The sequence below is a fragment of the Ottowia sp. genome (assembly GCF_035325765.1).
Lineage (GTDB): Bacteria > Pseudomonadota > Gammaproteobacteria > Burkholderiales > Burkholderiaceae_C > Ottowia.
This window is the reverse complement of the sequence record NZ_DAOKZG010000044.1, coordinates 1-18,111: the sequence shown is the minus strand read 5'-3', so window position 1 is coordinate 18,111 and position 18,111 is coordinate 1. Positions and strand designations below refer to the sequence as shown.

18 protein-coding genes and 3 tRNA genes are annotated in these 18,111 nt (G+C 70.4%); 12 read left to right on the top strand and 9 right to left on the bottom strand.

The genetic code is table 11. From position 1 onward, the window contains the following. Positions 1-108: 108 nt before the first annotated feature. A complete protein-coding gene (locus PKA16_RS12720) occupies positions 109-1,251 on the top strand; it encodes an alcohol dehydrogenase catalytic domain-containing protein (protein WP_324403624.1) in 1,143 nt (380 codons plus the stop codon). A gap of 176 nt (positions 1,252-1,427) precedes the next feature. On the opposite strand, the gene cls is transcribed toward PKA16_RS12720, so the two are convergent. Together cls and PKA16_RS12710 are read right to left on the bottom strand one after the other, a co-directional pair. After that, complete coding sequence (gene cls / locus PKA16_RS12715) at positions 1,428-2,882, bottom strand: cardiolipin synthase (RefSeq protein WP_324403622.1); 1,455 nt, start codon at positions 2,880-2,882, stop codon at positions 1,428-1,430. Between the two features lie 21 nt (positions 2,883-2,903). Beyond that, on the bottom strand, positions 2,904-3,275 hold the full coding sequence (locus PKA16_RS12710; RefSeq protein ID WP_324403620.1) for an arsenate reductase: 372 nt from the start codon (positions 3,273-3,275) through the stop codon (positions 2,904-2,906). A 52-nt stretch (positions 3,276-3,327) separates the two neighbouring features. Here PKA16_RS12710 and folC point away from each other — a divergent pair, with 52 nt between their 5' ends. From folC to PKA16_RS12655, 11 genes are all read left to right on the top strand, one after another. Further along, entirely contained in the window at positions 3,328-4,632 is a 1,305-nt protein-coding gene (gene folC, locus PKA16_RS12705; protein ID WP_324403618.1) for a bifunctional tetrahydrofolate synthase/dihydrofolate synthase, read from the top strand. 37 nt (positions 4,633-4,669) lie between these two features. Beyond that, on the top strand, positions 4,670-5,506 hold the full coding sequence (locus tag PKA16_RS12700; protein ID WP_324403616.1) for an SPOR domain-containing protein: 837 nt from the start codon (positions 4,670-4,672) through the stop codon (positions 5,504-5,506). 22 nt (positions 5,507-5,528) lie between these two features. Further along, positions 5,529-6,017 (top strand): CvpA family protein, encoded by a 489-nt coding sequence (locus PKA16_RS12695; RefSeq protein ID WP_324403615.1) that lies wholly within the window; start codon positions 5,529-5,531, stop codon positions 6,015-6,017. 55 nt (positions 6,018-6,072) lie between these two features. Continuing rightward, on the top strand, positions 6,073-7,533 hold the full coding sequence (gene purF / locus PKA16_RS12690; RefSeq protein WP_324403613.1) for an amidophosphoribosyltransferase: 1,461 nt from the start codon (positions 6,073-6,075) through the stop codon (positions 7,531-7,533). A gap of 2 nt (positions 7,534-7,535) precedes the next feature. Beyond that, positions 7,536-8,777 (top strand): O-succinylhomoserine sulfhydrylase, encoded by a 1,242-nt coding sequence (locus tag PKA16_RS12685; protein ID WP_324403611.1) that lies wholly within the window; start codon positions 7,536-7,538, stop codon positions 8,775-8,777. A 56-nt stretch (positions 8,778-8,833) separates the two neighbouring features. Continuing rightward, positions 8,834-10,264, top strand: a complete 1,431-nt coding sequence (gene gltX / locus PKA16_RS12680) for a glutamate--tRNA ligase (RefSeq protein WP_324403609.1) — start codon at positions 8,834-8,836, stop codon at positions 10,262-10,264. Positions 10,265-10,287: 23 nt separating this feature from the next. Then, positions 10,288-10,363: transfer RNA gene (locus tag PKA16_RS12675), tRNA-Ala, on the top strand. A 24-nt stretch (positions 10,364-10,387) separates the two neighbouring features. Next, positions 10,388-10,463, top strand: a tRNA-Glu gene (locus PKA16_RS12670). 49 nt (positions 10,464-10,512) lie between these two features. Further along, positions 10,513-10,589, top strand: a tRNA-Asp gene (locus PKA16_RS12665). Positions 10,590-10,841: 252 nt separating this feature from the next. Beyond that, on the top strand, positions 10,842-11,942 hold the full coding sequence (ribD, locus tag PKA16_RS12660) for a bifunctional diaminohydroxyphosphoribosylaminopyrimidine deaminase/5-amino-6-(5-phosphoribosylamino)uracil reductase RibD (RefSeq protein WP_324403607.1): 1,101 nt from the start codon (positions 10,842-10,844) through the stop codon (positions 11,940-11,942). A gap of 175 nt (positions 11,943-12,117) precedes the next feature. After that, positions 12,118-12,435: a LysR substrate-binding domain-containing protein gene (locus PKA16_RS12655; RefSeq protein WP_324403605.1), complete on the top strand. Its 318-nt coding sequence runs from the start codon at positions 12,118-12,120 to the stop codon at positions 12,433-12,435. A gap of 204 nt (positions 12,436-12,639) precedes the next feature. Here PKA16_RS12655 and PKA16_RS12650 read toward each other — a convergent pair whose 3' ends face one another. The 7 genes from PKA16_RS12650 to PKA16_RS12620 all read right to left on the bottom strand — a co-directional run. Continuing rightward, on the bottom strand, positions 12,640-12,870 hold the full coding sequence (locus PKA16_RS12650; protein ID WP_324403603.1) for a hexameric tyrosine-coordinated heme protein: 231 nt from the start codon (positions 12,868-12,870) through the stop codon (positions 12,640-12,642). Between the two features lie 179 nt (positions 12,871-13,049). Continuing rightward, entirely contained in the window at positions 13,050-13,478 is a 429-nt protein-coding gene (locus PKA16_RS12645; protein ID WP_324403602.1) for a CBS domain-containing protein, read from the bottom strand. Between the two features lie 186 nt (positions 13,479-13,664). Continuing rightward, entirely contained in the window at positions 13,665-14,024 is a 360-nt protein-coding gene (locus tag PKA16_RS12640; RefSeq protein WP_324403600.1) for an N-acetyltransferase, read from the bottom strand. 42 nt (positions 14,025-14,066) lie between these two features. Then, on the bottom strand, positions 14,067-14,465 hold the full coding sequence (locus PKA16_RS12635) for a DUF805 domain-containing protein (protein ID WP_349255496.1): 399 nt from the start codon (positions 14,463-14,465) through the stop codon (positions 14,067-14,069). After that, positions 14,462-14,902, bottom strand: coding sequence for a GFA family protein (locus PKA16_RS12630; protein ID WP_324403598.1), 441 nt, complete (start codon positions 14,900-14,902; stop codon positions 14,462-14,464). The genes PKA16_RS12635 and PKA16_RS12630 overlap by 4 nt, the downstream gene beginning before the upstream one ends. A 346-nt stretch (positions 14,903-15,248) precedes the next feature. Continuing rightward, on the bottom strand, positions 15,249-15,722 hold the full coding sequence (locus tag PKA16_RS12625) for a hypothetical protein (protein WP_324403596.1): 474 nt from the start codon (positions 15,720-15,722) through the stop codon (positions 15,249-15,251). An 817-nt stretch (positions 15,723-16,539) separates the two neighbouring features. Next, positions 16,540-18,111 (bottom strand): DUF6351 family protein (locus tag PKA16_RS12620; RefSeq protein WP_324403594.1); only part of this gene is annotated, 1,572 nt, incomplete at its 5' end.

Below are 18,111 nucleotides of genomic sequence, written 5' to 3'. Positions count from 1 at the left end.
TGCGGGGCTGCCGCCGTGGCTCGGGGCGATGACACGATGTTAGTGCGTCGGCGTTCCGGCACCGGCGGGAGCGGGGCAAAATCGCTGCTGTTCATGAGGAGATCAGCGATGAAGATTCGAGCCGCCGTGCTGCGCCAGATGGGCCTGCCCGCGCCCTATGCCGAGAGCCGCCCGATCCAGATCACCGAGGTCGAGCTCGATCCGCCCTGCCCCGGCGAGGTGCTGGTGCGCATCCACGTGGCCGGCCTGTGCCACTCCGACCTCTCGGTGATCAACGGCGATCGCCCGCGCGTGATGCCGATGGCGCTGGGCCACGAGTCTTCCGGCGAGGTGGTGGCGCTGGGCGCCGGCGTGGACGACCTGGCGCCGGGCGACCACGTGGTGAGCGTGTTCGTGCCCAGCTGCGGCCACTGCAACCCCTGCATGGCGGGGCGGCCGGCCCTGTGCGAGCCGGGCGCGCGCGCCAACACCGAGGGCGTGCTGCTGGGCGGCGGGCGGCGGCTGCACCTGGGCGACGTGGCGCTGAACCACCACCTGGGCGTGTCCTGCTTTGCCGACCATGCGGTGGTGTCGCGCCGCTCGCTGGTGAAGATGGCGCCCGGCCTGTCGCACCGCGAGGCGGCGCTGTTCGGCTGCGCCGTGCTGACCGGCGCCGGCGCCATCATCAACCGGGCGCGGCTGAAGGCCGGCGACACGGTGGCCATCGTCGGCCTGGGCGGCGTCGGCCTGTCGGGCCTGCTGGCGGCGGTGGCGGCGGGGGCGCGACGCATCGTCGCGGTCGAGCCCGATGCCGGCAAGCGCGCGCTGGCGGGCACGCTGGGCGCCACCCACCTGATCGACCCGAAGGCGCTGGGCTCGGATGCCGAGCTGCTGGAAGCTGCGGGCGGCGGCGTCGACGTGGGCTACGACGCGGCCGGCAACCTGGCGGCGTTCGAGACCGCCTACAAGCTCACGCGCCGTGGTGGCCAGACCGTGACCTCCGGCCTGCCGCACCCGAAGGCGGCGTTCGCGCTGCCGATCTCGCAATTGGTGGGCGAGGAGCGCGAGGTGCGCGGCAGCTACCTGGGCTCGGGCGTGCCCGCGATCGACATCGGCCGCTACGTCGACCTCTACCAGCAGGGTCGGTTGCCGGTGAACCGGCTGATGGGCGAGGCCTTCACGCTGGATCGCATCAACGAGGGCTTCGACCACCTGGCCTCGGGCGCCGGCCTGCGCGACTGTGTGGTGCTGGGAGATGCTATCGATTCTTGAGCGCCCCGCACCTGCCAGGCAACGATTTCAGAGGGATCTGTACCTGAAAACCCATCGTGGCAAGCGCGCGGCGATCGAGGTCAGGGCAATCGCATCAGGTCGTGCGGGCCCGCATGCGCCGCCAGGCGTGTCATCGGCGCGCAGCGAGGTCATTCGTCATCCCTCGTGCCGGGCATTCACAGCAGCGGCGAGCCCAGCCGCGCCACCGCCTCGAACAGCTGCTGGTGCGGTGCCACGCGGCGGTTCACCGGCACCAGCCGGCAGTGCGAGAGATCGGCCTGGAACAGCTCGGCCAGTTGCTGGTTGAGGTCGCGGTCGAACAGCACCGCGGCCACCTCGAAGTTGAGGCGAAAGCTCCGGTTGTCGAAGTTGGCGCTGCCGACCATGCTGTAGGTTGAATCCACCACCAGCGTCTTGGGGTGGAACATGCGGCCGCGGTATTCGAAGATCAGCACGCCGGCCTGCTGCAGCTCGCGGTAGTAGGAACGCGCCGCGGCGCTGACGATGCGCGAATCGCTCAGCTCGGGCACGATCAGCTTGACTTGGACGCCGCGCAGCGCCGCGTTGGTGAGCGCCGACCAGGCCGGCTCGGTCGGCACGAAGTAGGGCGTGGACAGCCAGATGCGCTCCTGCGCCAGGCCGAGGGCGTCGATCATGGCGCGGTGGATCGCCTCGCCGTCGCTGTCCGGGCCCGAGGCGACGATCTGCACCGGCACGTGGCCGACGGGCTCGCCCTCCGGCAGCATGGTGCCATCGTGCGCCGGCTGGCGCCCGCTGGCGTAGTGCCAGTCCTGCAGGAACACGTACTGCAGCCAGCGTACCGCGCTGCCGCGCAGCAGCAGGTGCGTGTCGCGGTAGGCATCCCGGGGGCGCACGCGCTCGTTCTCGTCGTCCGTCACGTTGATGCCGCCGACCAGGCCGACGCGGCCGTCGATGACGACGATCTTGCGGTGCGTGCGCAGGTTGACCAATGGCCGCAGCAGGTCCAGGCGCGCCCGATGGAACACCGCGAGCTCGCCCCCGGCCTGCAGCAGCGGCGCGAGCAGGCGGCGGTGGCGCCGCGCCAGCAGCCGGCGCGAGCCGATCGCGTCGACCAGCAGGCGCACCGCGATGCCCTCGCGCGCGCGCGCCGCCAGCGCCGTCAGCACCACGGCGCCGGTCTGGTCAGGGTCGAAGATGTAGTACTCGAGGTGGATGTGGTGGCGCGCCTGGGCGATCTCGCGCAGCAGCACGTCCAGCTTGGCCGCGCCACTGGCCAGCAACTCGACGCCGTAGGCGCTGCATGCCGGCAGGCCGCAGGTGGTCTCGATCAGGCGCGAGTGGCGCTGGGCCCACAGCGGCGGCTCCGGTCGGTCGGCGCGCAGCGTCTGCAGGTCGCGCTGCGACATCAGCGCCGCCCGGCTGTGCCAGCGCTTGAGGCGCTGGCGCGTCACGCGCTGCGGGCCGAAATAGGCGTACACCGCCAATCCGATCACCGGCAGGAAGTTGAGCAGGATGATCCAGGCCAGCGTCGACACCGGCGAGCGCCGCTGCAGGATGATCCAGGTGGTGACGATGACGCTGGAGACGGTCCAGGCCCAGCCCAGCCAGAAGACCCAGGAATGACCGCCGAGGACGAGGCCGGACAGCATGGCGGCGGCGTGGCGGCGGGCCTAGGGGTGCAGGCGTCGCTGCCAGTCGTCCGCTGCAAAGCCGACCGTGATGGCCGGCTCGCCGCGTCCCCATTCGACCACCGGCCGCTTGATGGCACTGGGCTGGCGCGCCAGCAGCGCCGCCGCGCTGGGGGCGTCGACCACGCTCGCCCACGTCGCGGCATCGAGCTGGCGCCAGGTGCTGCCCTGGCGGTTCAGCACGCGCTCCCAGCCGACGGCGGCGATCCAGCGCGCCAGCCGGTCGGTCGGCACGCCGTGCTTCCGGAAGTCGTGGAAGCGCACCTCGACCTCGCGCGCCGCAAGCCATGCACGCGCCTTCTTCACCGTGTCGCAGTTCGGGATGCCGTAAAGCGTGACAGACAGGCGGGTCATGAGCGGCGATGATGCCATGCCCCCGGCGCCAGCGTTCACAATCGCCAGTCTCATGAAGACACTGGACGAATGGCTCGCCTACTGCGAGCAGCTGCATCCCGCGACCATCGAGCTCGGGCTGGAGCGCGTGCGCGCGGTCGCGTCGCGCATGGGCCTGCGCTTTGACTGCCCGGTGATCACCGTGGCCGGCACCAACGGCAAGGGCTCGACCTGCGCCATGCTGGAGGCCATCCTGCGCGAGGCCGGCTGGCGCACTGGGCTCTACAACTCGCCCCACATCGCGCACTTCGAGGAGCGCTGCCGCATCCGCGGCGAGATGGCCGAGGCGGCCGACCTGGTGGCCGCCTTCGAGCGCGTCGAGGCCGCGCGCGGCGACGTCCCGCTGACCTACTTCGAGTTCACCACGCTCGGCATCCTGGACCTGCTGATGCGCGCCGAGCTGGACGTCGCGATCCTCGAGGTCGGCCTGGGCGGGCGGCTGGACGCGGTCAACATCATCGACGCCGATTGCGCCATCATCACCAGCATCGACATCGACCATGCCGAGCTGCTGGGCGACACGCGCGAGCAGATCGGCCTGGAGAAGGCCGGCATCATGCGCGCCGGCAAGCCGGTGGTGGTGAGCGACCCGGTGCCACCGCAGAGCGTGCTCGACCGCGCGGCCGAGCTGGGCTGCGACCTCTGGCTGCTCGGGCGCGACTTCAATTACCAGGGTGACCAGCTGCAGTGGGCCTGGGCGGGCCGTGGCCGCCGCTACGCCGGCCTGGCCTATCCGACGCTGCGCGGCGCCAACCAGCTCATCAATGCCGCCGGCGCGCTGGCCGCGCTGGACGCCCTGCGCCAGCGCCTGCCGGTGACGGCGCAGGCGGTGCGCATCGGCTTCGGGCTGATGGACCTGCCCGGGCGCTTCCAGGTCGCTGCCGGCGAGCCGGTGCTGGTATTCGACGTGGCGCACAACCCGCATGCGGTCGCGGCGCTCGCGGCCAACCTGGAGGCCATGGGCTCGTTCCTGATGACGCATGGCATCTTCGGCGCCATGGCCGACAAGGACCTCGACGCCATCCTGGCCCGCATGGATCCGCTGATCGACCGCTGGTACTTCACCGACCTGCCGACGCCGCGCGCCGCCAGCGGCCGGGAGCTGGAGGCGCGCTGGCGCGCCGTGACCCAGCGCAAGGGGGCCGGGGCCGAGGTGTTCACCAGCCCGATGGCGGCCTTCGAGGCGGCTGCGGCGCGGGTCCAGCCAGCAGATAGAATCGTTTGTTTTGGGTCGTTCTACACGGTGGGCGGCGTGCTCAAGGATGGCGTGCCCGACATCTACGCCGGCAGGCACGGCAACGTGGGCGCTCACCGCTGAGCGCGGGCGCCGCGCAAGCTCCCCGACTGCAGGATTCATGGCTTTCTTCAAGTTCCGCCAGCGTGGCCCGGCCGAGCCGAAGGCCGCGCGCGCCACCGATGCAGCGGCTTCCGGCGCCGCGGCCGAGACCGTGGAAAGCCTGCGCCGGCGCGCGCGCCATCGCCTGATCGGTGCCGTCGTGCTGGTGGCACTGGCCGTGATCGGGTTTCCGCTGCTGTTCGACACCGAACCGCGCCCGGTGACCATCGACGCGCCCATCACCATTCCCGACCGCGACAGCGTGCCCCCGCTGCAGGTCCCGGCCCAGGCGGCACCCCAGGCACCGACCAGCCCGGACGCGCGCGAGGCGGCCGTGCCGGCGCCCGCGCCCGCCGCGGAGCCGGGCGCCACCGCGGCGGGTGCGATCCAGGAGAGCGCCGAGCGCGAGGCCGAGGTCGCCGCAGCGCGCGAGCGCGAGCAGGCCGAACTGCAGGCACGGCGCGAGGCCGAGGCGCAGGCGCGCCGCGAGGCCGAAGCGCGCGCGCGCCAGGAAGAGCAGGCCAAGGCCAGGCGCGAAGCTGCCGAGCGCGAGGCCGCACGCGCGCGGGCCGCGCTCGAGGGGCGCGATCCCGGCCCGGCCAAGGCGCCCGTGGCGGCCAGCGAGAGCGGGCGCTTCGTGGTCCAGATCGGTGCCTTTGCCGACGGCGACGCCGCGCGCGAGGCGCGCCAGAAGGCCGAGCGCGCGGGCCTGAAGACCTACACCCAGGTGGTCGACACCAAGGACGGCAAGCGCACGCGCGTGCGCGTCGGCCCGTTTGCCAGCCGCGCCGAGGCCGAGAAAGCCGTCGACACCTTGAAGAAGGCCGGCCTGCCGGGCGGCATCTTCAGCCTCTGAGCCCGCACACCGCTTCGGCTCCATGCACGCCATCGACTGGATCTGCCTGGGCATCGTGCTGGCCTCGCTGCTGCTGGGCGCCTGGCGCGGCCTGCTGTACGAGTCGATGTCCCTGGCCGGCTGGGTCGTGGCCTACTTCGCGGCGCGCTGGGCCGCCTCGGCCGTGGGCCAGGCCCTGCCGATGGGCGAGTCGCCCGAGGCGCTGCGCGTGGCCGCCGGCTTCGTGCTGGTGTTCGTCGGCTTCGTCTTCCTCGGCAGCATGCTGGCCTGGGCCATGCGCGGCGCCGCGCGTGCGCTCGGCATGCGACCGGCCGACCGCCTGTTCGGCGCCGTCTTCGGCACCGCGCGTGGCCTGCTGCTGGTGCTGGTGCTGGCGGCGCTGGCCCAGATGACGACGCTGCGCGATGCGCCCTGGTGGCACGAATCGGTCAGCGGCCCCTGGCTGCGGCAGGCTCTGCAGCAGTTGCAGCCCTGGCTGCCGCAGGCGCTGGGCCAATACTTTTCAGCGTGACAATACGCAGCTGAGGGCCGGGCAGGCCCCCTCAACCGACAGGACGATTTTCATCATGTGCGGCATCGTCGGCGTGGTGGGCACCGCGCCCGCCAACCAGACCCTCTACGACGCCCTGCTGCTGCTGCAGCACCGTGGGCAGGACGCGGCGGGCATCGTCACGCAGCAGGAGCGCAAGTTCTACATGCACAAGGCGCGCGGCATGGTGCGCGACGTGTTTCGCACGCGCAACATGCGCGCGCTGCCCGGCAGCAGCGGCCTGGGCCAGGTGCGCTATCCCACGGCGGGCAGCGCCGACAACGAGGAGGAGGCCCAGCCCTTCTATGCCAGCGCGCCGTTTGGCGTGGTGCTGGTGCACAACGGCAACCTGACCAACGCCGAGGCGTTGCGCCGCGAGCTCTACACCGTCGACCACCGCCACATCAATACCGGCAGCGACTCCGAGGTGCTGCTTGGCGTGCTGGCGCACGAACTGGAGCGCGCCTCGCGCGACACGCAGTGCGGACCGGAGGAGGTGTTTGCCGCCATCGCCGCGGTGCACCAGCGGCTGCGCGGCTCCTACGCCGTGGTGGCCCACATCGCCGGGCGCGGCATGCTGGCGTTCCGCGATCCGTTCGGCATCCGACCGCTGTGCTTCGGGCGTGGCCCGGATGGCGCGGTGATGGCGGCCAGCGAATCGGTTGCGCTGGAAGGCACGGGCCACGCGCTGGAGCGCGACGTCGCCCCGGGCGAGGCGCTGTTCGTGACGCTGGACGGCGAGGTGCACGTGCGGCAGTGCGCCGCGCATCCGGTGCTCTCGCCCTGCATCTTCGAGTTCGTCTACCTGGCGCGGCCCGACTCCAGGCTGGACGGCATCTCGGTCTACCAGGCGCGGTTGAATCTCGGCCAGACCCTGGCCAAGCGCGTGATTTCCACCGTGCCGCCGGACGCGATCGACAGCGTGATCCCGGTGCCCGAATCCAGTCGCCCGAGCGCCAACGAACTGGCGCGCCTGCTGGGCAAGCCCTACCGCGAGGGCTTCGTCAAGAACCGCTACGTCGGCCGCACCTTCATCATGCCGGGCCAGGCGGTGCGCCGGCGCTCCGTGCGCCAGAAGCTCAACACCATCGGCGCCGAGTTTGCCGGCCGCAACGTGCTGCTGGTGGACGATTCCATCGTGCGCGGCACCACCAGCCGCGAGATCGTGCAGATGGCGCGCGAGGCCGGCGCCAGCAAGGTCTACATGGCCAGCGCCGCGCCGCCGGTGCGCCATCCGAACGTCTATGGCATCGACATGCCCTCGCGCGAGGAGCTGATCGCCCACGGACGCAGCCTCGAGCAGATTCGCGAGTTCATCGGCGCCGATGCCCTGATCTACCAGGACGTCGACGCCATGAAGCAGGCCGTCGGCAGCCTGAACCCGCGCGTGCAGCGGTTCGAGGCCTCGTGCTTCGACGGCCATTACGTCACCGGCGACGTGCGCGAGGACGACCTGGCGCGGCTGCAGCGCGAACGCGTGTCGATCGCCGGGACCTGAACATGACGAGCCATCAACCCCGCGACGACCGACCCCTGCCCGAAGGCCTGCATCCCGACACGCTGGCACTGCGCGTCTCGATTCCGCGCAGCGCCTACGGCGAGCATTCCGAGGCCCTGTACCTCACCAGCAGCTTCGTGCAGCCCAGCGCCGAGGAGGCGATGCTGCGCTTTGCCGCGCCCGACGAGGGCTACACCTACACGCGCACCGCGAATCCCGGCAACACCGCCTTCGAGCTGCGCCTGGCGGCGCTGGAAGGCGCCGAGCGCGCGATCGCCACCGCCACCGGCATGTCGGCCATCCTGCTGCTGGCCTTCGGCCTGCTCAGGAGCGGCGACCACATCATCTGCTCGCAGTCGATGTTCGGCTCCACCATGAAGCTGCTCGGCACCGAGTTCGCGCGCTTCGGTGTCGACTGCAGCTTCGTCTCGCAGACCGACGTGGCCCAGTGGCGCGCCGCGCTGCGGCCGACCACGCGCCTGCTGTTTGCCGAGACGCCGACGAACCCGCTGACCGAGGTGTGCGACATCGCGGCGCTGGCCGCCATCGCGCACGATGCCGGCGCGCTGCTGGCGGTGGACAACTGCTTTGCCACGCCGGTGCTGCAGCGCCCGCTGGCGCTCGGCGCCGACCTGGTGATCCATTCGGGCACCAAGTTCCTCGACGGCCAGGGCCGCGTGATGGCGGGTGCCATCTGTGGCTCGGAGGCGCTGATCGGCGGCGTGTTCGCCCCGCTGATCCGCACCGCCGGCATGGTGCTGTCGCCCTTCAACGCCTGGGTCGTGCACAAGGGCCTGGAGACGCTGGCGCTGCGCGTGCGCGCCGAAAGCGCCAACGCCCTGCAGGTGGCGCAGTGGCTGGAGGCGCACCCGGCGGTCGAGCGCGTCTATCACCCCGGGCTGCCATCGCACCCGCAGCACGCACTGGCGATGGCGCAGCAGTCGGGCATCGGCGGTTCCATCATCGCCTTCCGCCTTCGTGCCGCCGGCGCCGAGCAGGCGCGGGCGCGCGCCTTCCACCTCATCAACAGTACGCGCGTGTGCAGCATCACCACCAACCTGGGCGACGTGCGCACCCTCATCAGCCATCCGGCCAGCACCTCGCACGGGCGCCTGACCGAGGCGCAGCGCCAGGCCGCCGGCGTCGGCCAGGGCCTGGTGCGCCTGTCGGTCGGGCTGGAGCACGTGCCCGACATCCTGGCCGACCTGGCACGCGGGCTCGACACCTGTGCCGACGTCTCCTGACCCCTGACTGAAACCCCTGTCGCCGATGCCAGCGGTGCCGGCACCGGCCCCGGAACATGCCTGATACACCTGCACCCACCCCGACTTCCCAGCGCGTGCGGACGCGCTTTGCCCCGTCGCCCACCGGTTTCATCCACCTGGGCAACATCCGCTCGGCGCTCTACCCCTGGGCCTTCGCGCGCTCGCAGGGCGGCACCTTCATCCTGCGCATCGAGGACACGGATCTCGAACGCTCGACCCAGGCCGCGGTCGACGTCATCCTGGAGGGCATGCGCTGGCTCGGGCTGGAACCGGACGAGGGCCCCTACTACCAGATGCAGCGCATGGACCGCTACCGCGCCGTGCTGGCGCAGCTGCAGGCCGCGGGCCATGTCTATCCCTGCTACATGAGCATGGCCGAGCTCGACGCGCTGCGCGAGCGCCAGCTCGCGAACAAGGAGAAGCCGCGCTACGACGGCACCTGGCGCCCCGAGCGCGGCAAGGTGCTGCCGCCGATCCCCGAGGGCGTGCAGCCGGTGCTGCGCTTCCGCACGCCCACCAGCGGCGTGGTTGGCTGGGACGACAAGTGCAAGGGCCGCATCGAGTTCCAGAACAGCGAGCTCGACGACCTGGTGATCGCGCGCCCCGACGGCACGCCCACCTACAACTTCTGCGTCTGCGTCGACGACATGGACATGGCGATCACCCACGTCATCCGTGGCGACGACCACGTCAACAACACGCCGCGCCAGATCCACATCTTCGAGGCTCTGGGAGCGAAGGTGCCGGTGTTCGCGCACCTGCCCACGGTGCTGAACGAGGACGGCGAGAAGATGAGCAAGCGCCACGGCGCCAAGCCCGTCACCTGGTATCGCGACGCCGGCTTCCTGCCCGACGCCATGGTCAACTACCTCGCGCGCCTGGGCTGGAGCCACGGCGACGACGAGATCTTCTCGCGCGCCCAGTTCCTGGAGTGGTTCAACCTCGACCACCTGGGGCGCAGTGCCGCGCAGTTCGACGAGGCCAAGCTGCGCTGGGTCAACGCCCAGCACCTGAAGGCCATGGACGATGCCGAACTCGCGCCGCTGGTGGCGGCGCAGCTCGCGCAGCGCGGCATCCAGGCCGACGAGCGCCTGCCCGCGCTGTGCGCCCTGTTCAAGGACCGCTGCGACACCACGGTGGCGCTGGCCGACTGGCTGATGCCTTACCACGCCGACGTGCACCCGAGCGCCCAGGACCTGCAGCAGCACGTCACGGATGCCGTGCGACCCGCCCTCGCCAGCCTGGCCGCGCGACTGGAGGCCATCGACTGGAGCGCCCCGGCCATTGCCGGCGCGATCAGGCAGACGCTGGCCGAGCACGGCCTGAAGATGCCGCAACTGGCGATGCCGGTGCGCGTGCTGGTGATGGGAACGCCGCAGACGCCTTCGGTCTATGCGGTGCTGGCACTGCACCGGAAAGACACGGTTTTGGCGCGCTTGCAGAAAGCCGGCAAATCCAGCATATAATGCGCGGCTCGACACCTCGAGACGGGGGTATAGCTCAGCTGGGAGAGCGCTTGCATGGCATGCAAGAGGTCAGCGGTTCGATCCCGCTTACCTCCACCAAGGTTGTCGAAAAGTCCAGGTTTTGACCCTATCGTCTAGAGGCCTAGGACATCACCCTTTCACGGTGAGTACCGGGGTTCGAATCCCCGTAGGGTCGCCAAGTTTGGCTGCACTTGGGCTCGCAAGAGCCGCAACGCAGCTACCGACGCGGAGTGGTAGTTCAGTCGGTTAGAATACCGGCCTGTCACGCCGGGGGTCGCGGGTTCGAGTCCCGTCCACTCCGCCATAGGATGCAACGGGTTACGCGCGCAAGCCGTAACCCGTTTTTTTTGCGCTGAGAGGTTGAGAAAAAATCCCTCATGCCCGCTTTGGTCGCCATAAGCCGCCCACCCTGCGTTGCAAATGCTCGCCATAGCGCGAGCTATGGCTGCGCTTTGCGCCTTGATTGGACGGCTTCTGACACCCCCTTCGGACACGAGCAATTTATTCTCAACCTCTGAGCCGCCGTTCCATGCCCCCAGGTGCTGCCGATGCATTCATGGCCAGGGCCCTGGCGCTGGCCGAGGGCGCGCGCCTGGCGTGCCCGCCGAATCCGGCCGTGGGCTGCGTGCTGGTGAGCGCGGGTGGCGCGGTGATCGGCGAGGGCCGCACCCAGGCCACGGGCCAGGCCCATGCCGAGATCATGGCGCTGCGCGACGCCGCGGCGCGCGGCCAGGCCACGCAGGGCGCCACGGCCTACGTCACGCTCGAGCCCTGCGCGCACCAGGGCCGCACCGGCCCCTGCTGCGACGCGCTGATTGCCGCCGGCGTGAGCCGGGTGGTGGCGGCGCTGCAGGATCCGAACCCGAGCGTGGCCGGCCTGGGCTTCGCGCGCCTGCGCGCGGCCGGCGTCGAGGTCGAGGTCGGTCCGGGCGCCGAGGCGGCGCGCGAGCTCAACCTGGGCTTCTTCAGCCGCATGCGGCGCGGCCGGCCCTGGGTGCGCATGAAGGTGGCGGCCTCGCTCGACGGCCGCACGGCCCTGCCCAACGGCGCCAGCCAGTGGATCACCGGCGCGGCCGCGCGCAGCGACGGCCACGCCTGGCGCGCGCGCGCGGGAGCCATCCTGACCGGCATCGGCACCGTGCTGCGCGACGATCCGCGCCTCGACGTGCGCCTGCCCGACGCGCCGCGCCAGCCGCTGCTGGCCATCGTCGACAGCCGGCTGCGCACGCCGGCCGACGCTGCGCTGTGGCGGGCGGCTCGGCGCCCGGTGCGCATCTACACGGCCGGTGCCGACGCCGGGCGGGCCGTGCCGCTGCAGGCACTCGGTGCCGAGGTGCTGGCGCTGCCTGGCGCGGACGGGCGGGTCGACCTGCCCGCCGTGCTGCGCGATCTGGCGGCGTGCGAGGTCAACGAGGTCCACGTCGAGGCCGGCGCCGGCGTCAACGGAGCGCTCTGGCGCGCCGGGCTGGTGGATGAAGTGCTGCTCTACCAGGCGCCGCTGCTGCTGGGCGAGGGCGCAGGGCTGGCGGCCCTGGGCCCCTTCACCGAAGTGGCGCAGGGCCTGCGGCTGGAATACCGGGAAGTGGATCGCGTCGGCCCCGACCTGCGCCTGCTGGCGCGCGTGGCGGAGCGCGCCCGGTTCGACCAGGCCGAGTGATCGTTGCCGGTCCTGGCGATTCCCCGCGCATCCTTCCCGAACGACCGGCGCAGGCGAGGCGCTTGCGACCGGCGTCCGGCCGGACCAGCCCGCATCCCTTCCATGGGCCGCGGGCGATGCGCTGGTTCACGCCCTGGCGCGCCAGCCCCGCGATCCCCGCCACGGCTGCCAACCCATGCACGGCTGGAGCCGGCGCCTGCGCGCGGCCGTGCTGGCGGCGGTTGCGGCGCAACGTCGCCGCCACCGCATCGTCTGCAACAGCCCCAGCGTGAGCGGCCAGCTGGCAGCCGCTGGGAGCGGCCTGGCGGTCGCGGTCATCACGCGCTGCAGCCTGCCGGCGACCTTGCCGGCGCTCGATGCGCGTCACGACCTGCCCGAACTGCCGGAGGTCGACGTGGCACTGGCACGCAGCACGCATACCCAGCGGTCGCCGGCGGTCGACGCGCTGCATGAGCAGGTGATGGCTGTGCTCCGGGATGGCACCCCGGGATGAATCGATGTGCGGTGGATGCGGTCAGGCCCGCGTTGCCAGTCCAGGGCAGCCGCTGCAGGGCAGCCAGCGCCGGCAGCGCGCGGATTCCCTGTCCGCATGCGATGGGTGTGCTGGCCGGCCCATTACAGCGCGCCCGATCGGGCCCGGCGGCGGTGCGGTGCGGGCGCGTGCTTCGATCCGCCCGCGCCGCAGTCGGATGGCGGCTTACTTGCGCCAGTAGTTGTTGGCGGCGGCGACGGTCTGGAAGTTGATCGCGATCACCTGCGAGGCGGCCGTCAGCTCGTGCGCGTCGTTCGAATACTCGGGACGCAGCTTGTGCAGCACGGCGGTGTCCGGCTGGGTGTACTTGACGCCGCGGCGGCTCAGCGTGATCGCCAGTTCAAAGCCTTCCTGGGGGGTGGCGGTGATGAGGCTGTTCAGCCAAGTGTCGGCCATGGGGTTCTCCTTTGAATGAATGACCGATTCATTCTGCCGCAACTGGCGCGCCGCCACCGGGGCGGCGGGTTTCGGGGCCCCTGGCCCGGGGTCTTTGCCTGGATTGCCGCATTGCACGCAAGCAACCGTGGCGCCCGACGCGCGCCGCGGCCCCTCGGCAGTGGGGCGAAGCGGCGGTCCTACCCGTTGTGGGTCCAGCGCGTGCCGGTGCCGCGGCAGACCTCGACCAGCGCGTTCAGTGCGTCGACCGCCGTGAAGATGCCCAGCAGGCGTCCATCCTCATCGTTGACGATGGCACTGCCGACCTTCTGGCTGGCCATCTGATAGGCCACTTCCTCCAGCGGCGCGGTGGCGTCCACGGTCAGCGGATCGGTGGCCATGATGTCGCTGGCACGCACCTGCAACCGCTCGGCCGCGGTCAGGCCCGAGATCAGGCGCACATCGCGCTCGCTGATCAGCCCCACCACGTCCTCGCCGCGCAGCACCGGCAGGTGGCGGATGTCGTGCCGCTCCATCAACTCGCGCAATTCGTCCATGGTCATGTTCTCGCGGGCGGTGATCGGGTCGGGGGTGGTGAACTCTTCCACCGGCACATTCACAATCAGCATGGCAGATCTCCTGTCGACATACGCAGCCTGGCAAGGGCGGGTTGGTGGCCTGGGGTGTCCGGCCGACTGGCCGCAAACCGTGGCGGGGATCTGGGCCGTGCGAGGACACCCCCCTCATCCATGAGGGTATTTGAGGCGGCATACCCCGGAATCAAGGGGTCGCAGGCCGGCGGCTGGGCCGATCAATCAGTCCAGCGCCTGCACGAAGAACACCACGCGTTCGGTCTCGGCGAAGCCCAGTCGCTGGTGCGCGGCGCGGCGCACGTAGAGACCTTCGAGAAAGGCAACCGGGGTGCTGTGCGTGCCGTTCACGTATTCGCTGCGCCGCGAGACCTCGGCGAAACCGAGCGCGGCGCCTTCATCGTCGTGGGCGATGAAGGCGGCAAAGCGCTGGGGGGCCGCGAGCTGGTCGGCGATCTCGCCCTGGTGGGCGTTCGCCGAGGTTCCAGGCCAGAGGTCGCTGCGCAGCGCCAGCCACGCCGCCTGCTCCGCGGCCGTGAGGCGGATGATGTTCAGGCTCGCGCCGGATGCGTCGCTGCGTGCCATGGGCCAGCGCCGGCGGCCGTCGGGCGCCCGCGCAGTCCGGCTTCAGACCGCGCCCGGCGGGGCCGGCAGCGCCACCTGCTGCTTCGGGTCGGGACCGAAGCGGTTGTCGCCGTGCGTGCCGTCAAGGATCATGAAGACCAGCACCACGAGCTGCCCCACCAGCGGGACGAACATCAGCAACAGCCACCAGCCGCTGCGGTTGGTGTCGTGCAGGCGCCGCACGCTGACCGCAAGCGACGGCACCAGCGTGCCCAGCGCGAACACGCCAGTGAGGAGACCCCACTGGGGTTCGTCGCCCGCCCGGGTCAGCGAGCCGTCCAGGAAGCCCAGCACCGTGTAGACGATGATGTAGAAAAGCACGAAATACCAGTATTCGGCCCGTTGCGCGCGGCCCTCGAAAACGGCGTACTTCCGAAAGACGGTCTTGACCCGGTTCATCATCGCTTCTCCTCCTGCATGGGCGTTGTTTCGACTCCGGTGGCGGGCCGGGCTGCTGCATGTTGCGGGAACCCGTCCGTGATGTCGAGCCACGAGGCCTTCGATCCGGTGTGGATGTGGAACACGTTGGCGCAGCGAAACCGCGTGTCCACGGTGCCCAGGCGCAGGCGCTTCACGTCCGGCCGGTCGTCGCGCGCGCTGTAGATCGGGCTGCCGCAGCGGCTGCAGAACACCCGCGCCTTGCCCGGCGTGGCACAGTACTCGCGCAGCAGCTCGGCGCCGCGCAGCAGCCGAAAGCGCGTCGCGTCCACCGGACACACCGCGGCAAAGGCGCTGCCCTGCGCCTTGCGGCACTGCGAGCAGTGGCATAGCGAGACCTGGTCGATCTCGCCGTCGTACTCGTACCGCACCCCGCCGCACAGGCAGCCGCCTTCGATCATGTCTGGTGTCCTTCGGTGATGCGCAATCGTGGGTTCGGCCGGCGCGATCGGATGCCTGGCCCGATGTGCGCTGCATGTTACCGAAGTCGGCAGCGATCGACGATCCGCCTCGCAGGGCGGCTGTCGTGCGGGCACCGCCGCGCCCTGTCCGCGGTCAGGGCCCGGTCAGTCCCTGCCGCGCCATGAGGCTGTCGCCGGAGGAGGCGGTGGCGTGGGCACTGCGCGGCCTGACCGGGCCTGTTCCCGTCCGGGCGGCGGTCCTGGGCACCACCGAGTGATTCCTCCGTCATCGCGGGCGCGGACGATGCCAGGCTGCCTCGGCGCGTGCCTGCGGTCGGGCGGCCTTTCAGCGCTCGCAACGCTTGAAGATGTTGTAACGGCTGCCGTTCCAGCGCCAGACCGGGAAGCAGAACCCGGGGCCGCCGATCTCGATGTCGGGGTAGCCCCGATGCCGGGTGCCGAGCAGTCTGTAGACGCCGGGAAAGCCGAAATTGTCCTGCCAGCGACCCTGCTTGTCCTGGATGAGCAGGGACAGGTTCACGCCCGTGTTTCCGTAGCAGGTCCCGCTGACCGAGACGAACACCTCGGGTTTGCCGTCCCCGTTCAGGTCCATGACGTCGATCTGGGGTTCGGTCGGCTGGTCGCATGCGTCCAGCCATTGACCGTTGCGCTCGGTCAGGCCGGCGGCCGCATGGATGGCCTTCAGATCGGTCGGCGACAGGTTGGACGCGGCGGCACCCAGGGTCGGTCCCGAGAGCAACCCGCCGGCCACGCACGCACCGGTGACCAGGATCGTATGCATGGCAGTGTCTGGTTTCATGATCTTTCCTCGTGTGTGGGGTGGCCCGCTTGCCGCGTCATCGACGCCGCACCGGGTGCCTGCCACAGCTCGCCGCCGGACATCCGATCGACGGAGCGGACGGGCGCCGGAGCGGGACGCGCTCGACATGGGCCCAGTACCGGGCACGTCATCGCGGCCAGCGGGCGCGAGCCGGCGTGATTGCACATGGCCCCGGATGCAGGGCGCAGTGCAAGGGCAGGCTGGAAAGCGGCGACGGCACGCTGTCGTGCGGCTGCTGCAACGGCGCGCGCGCCGCCGCGTGGGCCACGTCGAGCCTGTGCTTCTCAGGTGCCGCATCCGCGACGCGCGACCCACGGCCTGTGCCGCACCCGCACGCGCATCAGCGCCCGCGCGCGTGTTGCGTCGATCTGCGCCGGAAGGGCTGGTGGTTCGCGCATGGTGCATGCCTCCTTTCCGTGAGGTGCCGCGTGCGAACCCGGCCGCCCACATGGGCGGCCAGCAGGAAAGGGAAATGTTAGGGCAACGCTGAACAAGTCCCTCGCGCGCTGCGCATCCCTGCCTGCGGCGGTCTGCGGCGTTGCAAATGCTCGCAATAGCTTCGGCTATTGCTGCGCTTCGCGCCTTGCATCCCATCCCCATGCAGGGTGCGCCGCATCACGGAGACTTGTTCAGCGTCGCCTTAGGCCCGCGCGTCCCCGCTGGCAAGCGCGTGGAAAGCGTCTCGGCATGGCGGGCCCGGTCCGCGCCAATCCGTGCCAGAAAAATCCACCGCGCGAGGCGGTGGTTGCTGTGATGGGGTTTCACGCGGCCCGGCGAGGGCCAGGCCGCGTGGGCGTCAGGACTTACCCTGGTCCGGCTGGCTGAAGTCGCACACGCCCTCGGGGAAGATGGCCTTGAGCTTGTAGATTTCCGACAGGCTCGGCGCCCAACTGCCGTAGGTGCCGTCGATCAGCGCCGTGTCCACCGGCTTGAGAGCGCACTTGAAGATGCCACCTTCGATCGGACCGCCCGCCACGGTGCGCGCCGTGCCGTACATCGGGAACTTCTGGGTGCAGGCGCCTGGCGCGTCGTTGTCGAGCACGCCGGCCCAGACGTTGTTGCCGCTGGCGATCAGCGCACCGCTGGTGTCGAAACAGCTGTCGACCGCGCGCGCCGGCCGGTTCGCGGCGACGCCGGCGCTGGGATTGGCGCGGATCTGGGCCATCCATTCGTCCATCACCTCCAGTGCCATCGGGATCTGGTCGAAGTCGTTGCCCTTGGCGGGGGGCGTGTCGGTGAACCAGATCACCTGGTTGTCGGCGTTGCCCATGGCGTTGCGGATACGCTGGCGCACCGCGAAGGACTGGTGCACGTTGTGCATGTCGAGCCGGTGCTCCAGGTACGGGTGCCAGTCGATCGTCGGGATCGTGGTTGCGCCCTCGAACACCAGGCCGGACTGGTACATGGCCTGGATCGCTGCCAGGCTGCCGTGCGTGCGCGGCGCCGGCGTGTCGGGCGCGGCCGGGTTCCAGCGGTTCATGTTGCGCGCGCCCCAGGGGTCGAAGTAACCCGGAATCGTGGCCGCCTTATATTGCTCCAGCGCTTCTTCGTCCTTATCCTTGGCGTCGACTGTGGTGTACGGGAAGCCTTCGGCCACCATCTCGCCGGGCTGCTTCCAGCCGCCGATCTTGAAGTTGAGATCGAGGAACTCCGCCGGGCTGATGTCGCCGTCCCTGAGCGCCTGCAGACCGTACTGCACGCCGACGTTGTCCCAGCTCATGCGCGCGTAGCTATCGGGGCCGACGCCGTAGATCTTGCGCGCGTCCTCGAAGTGGCTGAAGCCCCGGAAGTCATCGAAGCGGGAAAGGTCCATGCGGTCGCCGGCCAGCGCGATCACGCCGTCGGCGTCGAACTGCGGGTTGATGGCGCCCGCCGTCAGGCCCATCCAGGCGGCGCGGCACTCGGTCGATCCCGGGGCGAACGCCATGCGCGGGCCGTCCGGGATCTTGTTCAGATAGGCGACGTCAAACCCGGCAAAGGGGTTGGCGACCGAATCCTCGGCGTTCATGCCGACCAGCCAGGTCCGGTTCTTGGTGACCTGCCACTTGGGGTTCTGGTGGTCGGTCACGTCCATGTAGTACTCCAGCAGCTCGCAGTCGCCCACGTGCGGAATCTGGCCCACCATGTCGGGATAGGGCTGCTGCGGGATCGCGGCGTCGATCAGCCCCGGGTGGTTCTGCGCGTACAGGTACTGCTGGATGGCGCCGCCCGAGGCCCCCAGGCCCACGGTGTAGGTCGGCACGCCGTAGCGCTTGATGAAGCCCTCCTTGGTCATCATCGCCGTCTCGCCGCCCAGCACCAGGTTGTAGTGCGTGCTAGTGTAGTGTTTGATTCTTGAGGGAACATAAATGAATTGCCTACCTCCAAT

Coding starts and splice junctions, on each gene's coding strand:
- PKA16_RS12720 (WP_324403624.1), top strand. CDS start 109: ATGAAGATTCGAGCCGCCGTGCTGCGCCAGATGGGCCTGCCCGCGCCC.
- cls (WP_324403622.1), bottom strand. CDS start 2,882: ATGCTGTCCGGCCTCGTCCTCGGCGGTCATTCCTGGGTCTTCTGGCTG.
- PKA16_RS12710 (WP_324403620.1), bottom strand. CDS start 3,275: ATGACCCGCCTGTCTGTCACGCTTTACGGCATCCCGAACTGCGACACG.
- folC (WP_324403618.1), top strand. CDS start 3,328: ATGAAGACACTGGACGAATGGCTCGCCTACTGCGAGCAGCTGCATCCC.
- PKA16_RS12700 (WP_324403616.1), top strand. CDS start 4,670: ATGGCTTTCTTCAAGTTCCGCCAGCGTGGCCCGGCCGAGCCGAAGGCC.
- PKA16_RS12695 (WP_324403615.1), top strand. CDS start 5,529: ATGCACGCCATCGACTGGATCTGCCTGGGCATCGTGCTGGCCTCGCTG.
- purF (WP_324403613.1), top strand. CDS start 6,073: ATGTGCGGCATCGTCGGCGTGGTGGGCACCGCGCCCGCCAACCAGACC.
- PKA16_RS12685 (WP_324403611.1), top strand. CDS start 7,536: ATGACGAGCCATCAACCCCGCGACGACCGACCCCTGCCCGAAGGCCTG.
- gltX (WP_324403609.1), top strand. CDS start 8,834: ATGCCTGATACACCTGCACCCACCCCGACTTCCCAGCGCGTGCGGACG.
- ribD (WP_324403607.1), top strand. CDS start 10,842: ATGGCCAGGGCCCTGGCGCTGGCCGAGGGCGCGCGCCTGGCGTGCCCG.
- PKA16_RS12655 (WP_324403605.1), top strand. CDS start 12,118: ATGCACGGCTGGAGCCGGCGCCTGCGCGCGGCCGTGCTGGCGGCGGTT.
- PKA16_RS12650 (WP_324403603.1), bottom strand. CDS start 12,870: ATGGCCGACACTTGGCTGAACAGCCTCATCACCGCCACCCCCCAGGAA.
- PKA16_RS12645 (WP_324403602.1), bottom strand. CDS start 13,478: ATGCTGATTGTGAATGTGCCGGTGGAAGAGTTCACCACCCCCGACCCG.
- PKA16_RS12640 (WP_324403600.1), bottom strand. CDS start 14,024: ATGGCACGCAGCGACGCATCCGGCGCGAGCCTGAACATCATCCGCCTC.
- PKA16_RS12635 (WP_349255496.1), bottom strand. CDS start 14,465: ATGATGAACCGGGTCAAGACCGTCTTTCGGAAGTACGCCGTTTTCGAG.
- PKA16_RS12630 (WP_324403598.1), bottom strand. CDS start 14,902: ATGATCGAAGGCGGCTGCCTGTGCGGCGGGGTGCGGTACGAGTACGAC.
- PKA16_RS12625 (WP_324403596.1), bottom strand. CDS start 15,722: ATGAAACCAGACACTGCCATGCATACGATCCTGGTCACCGGTGCGTGC.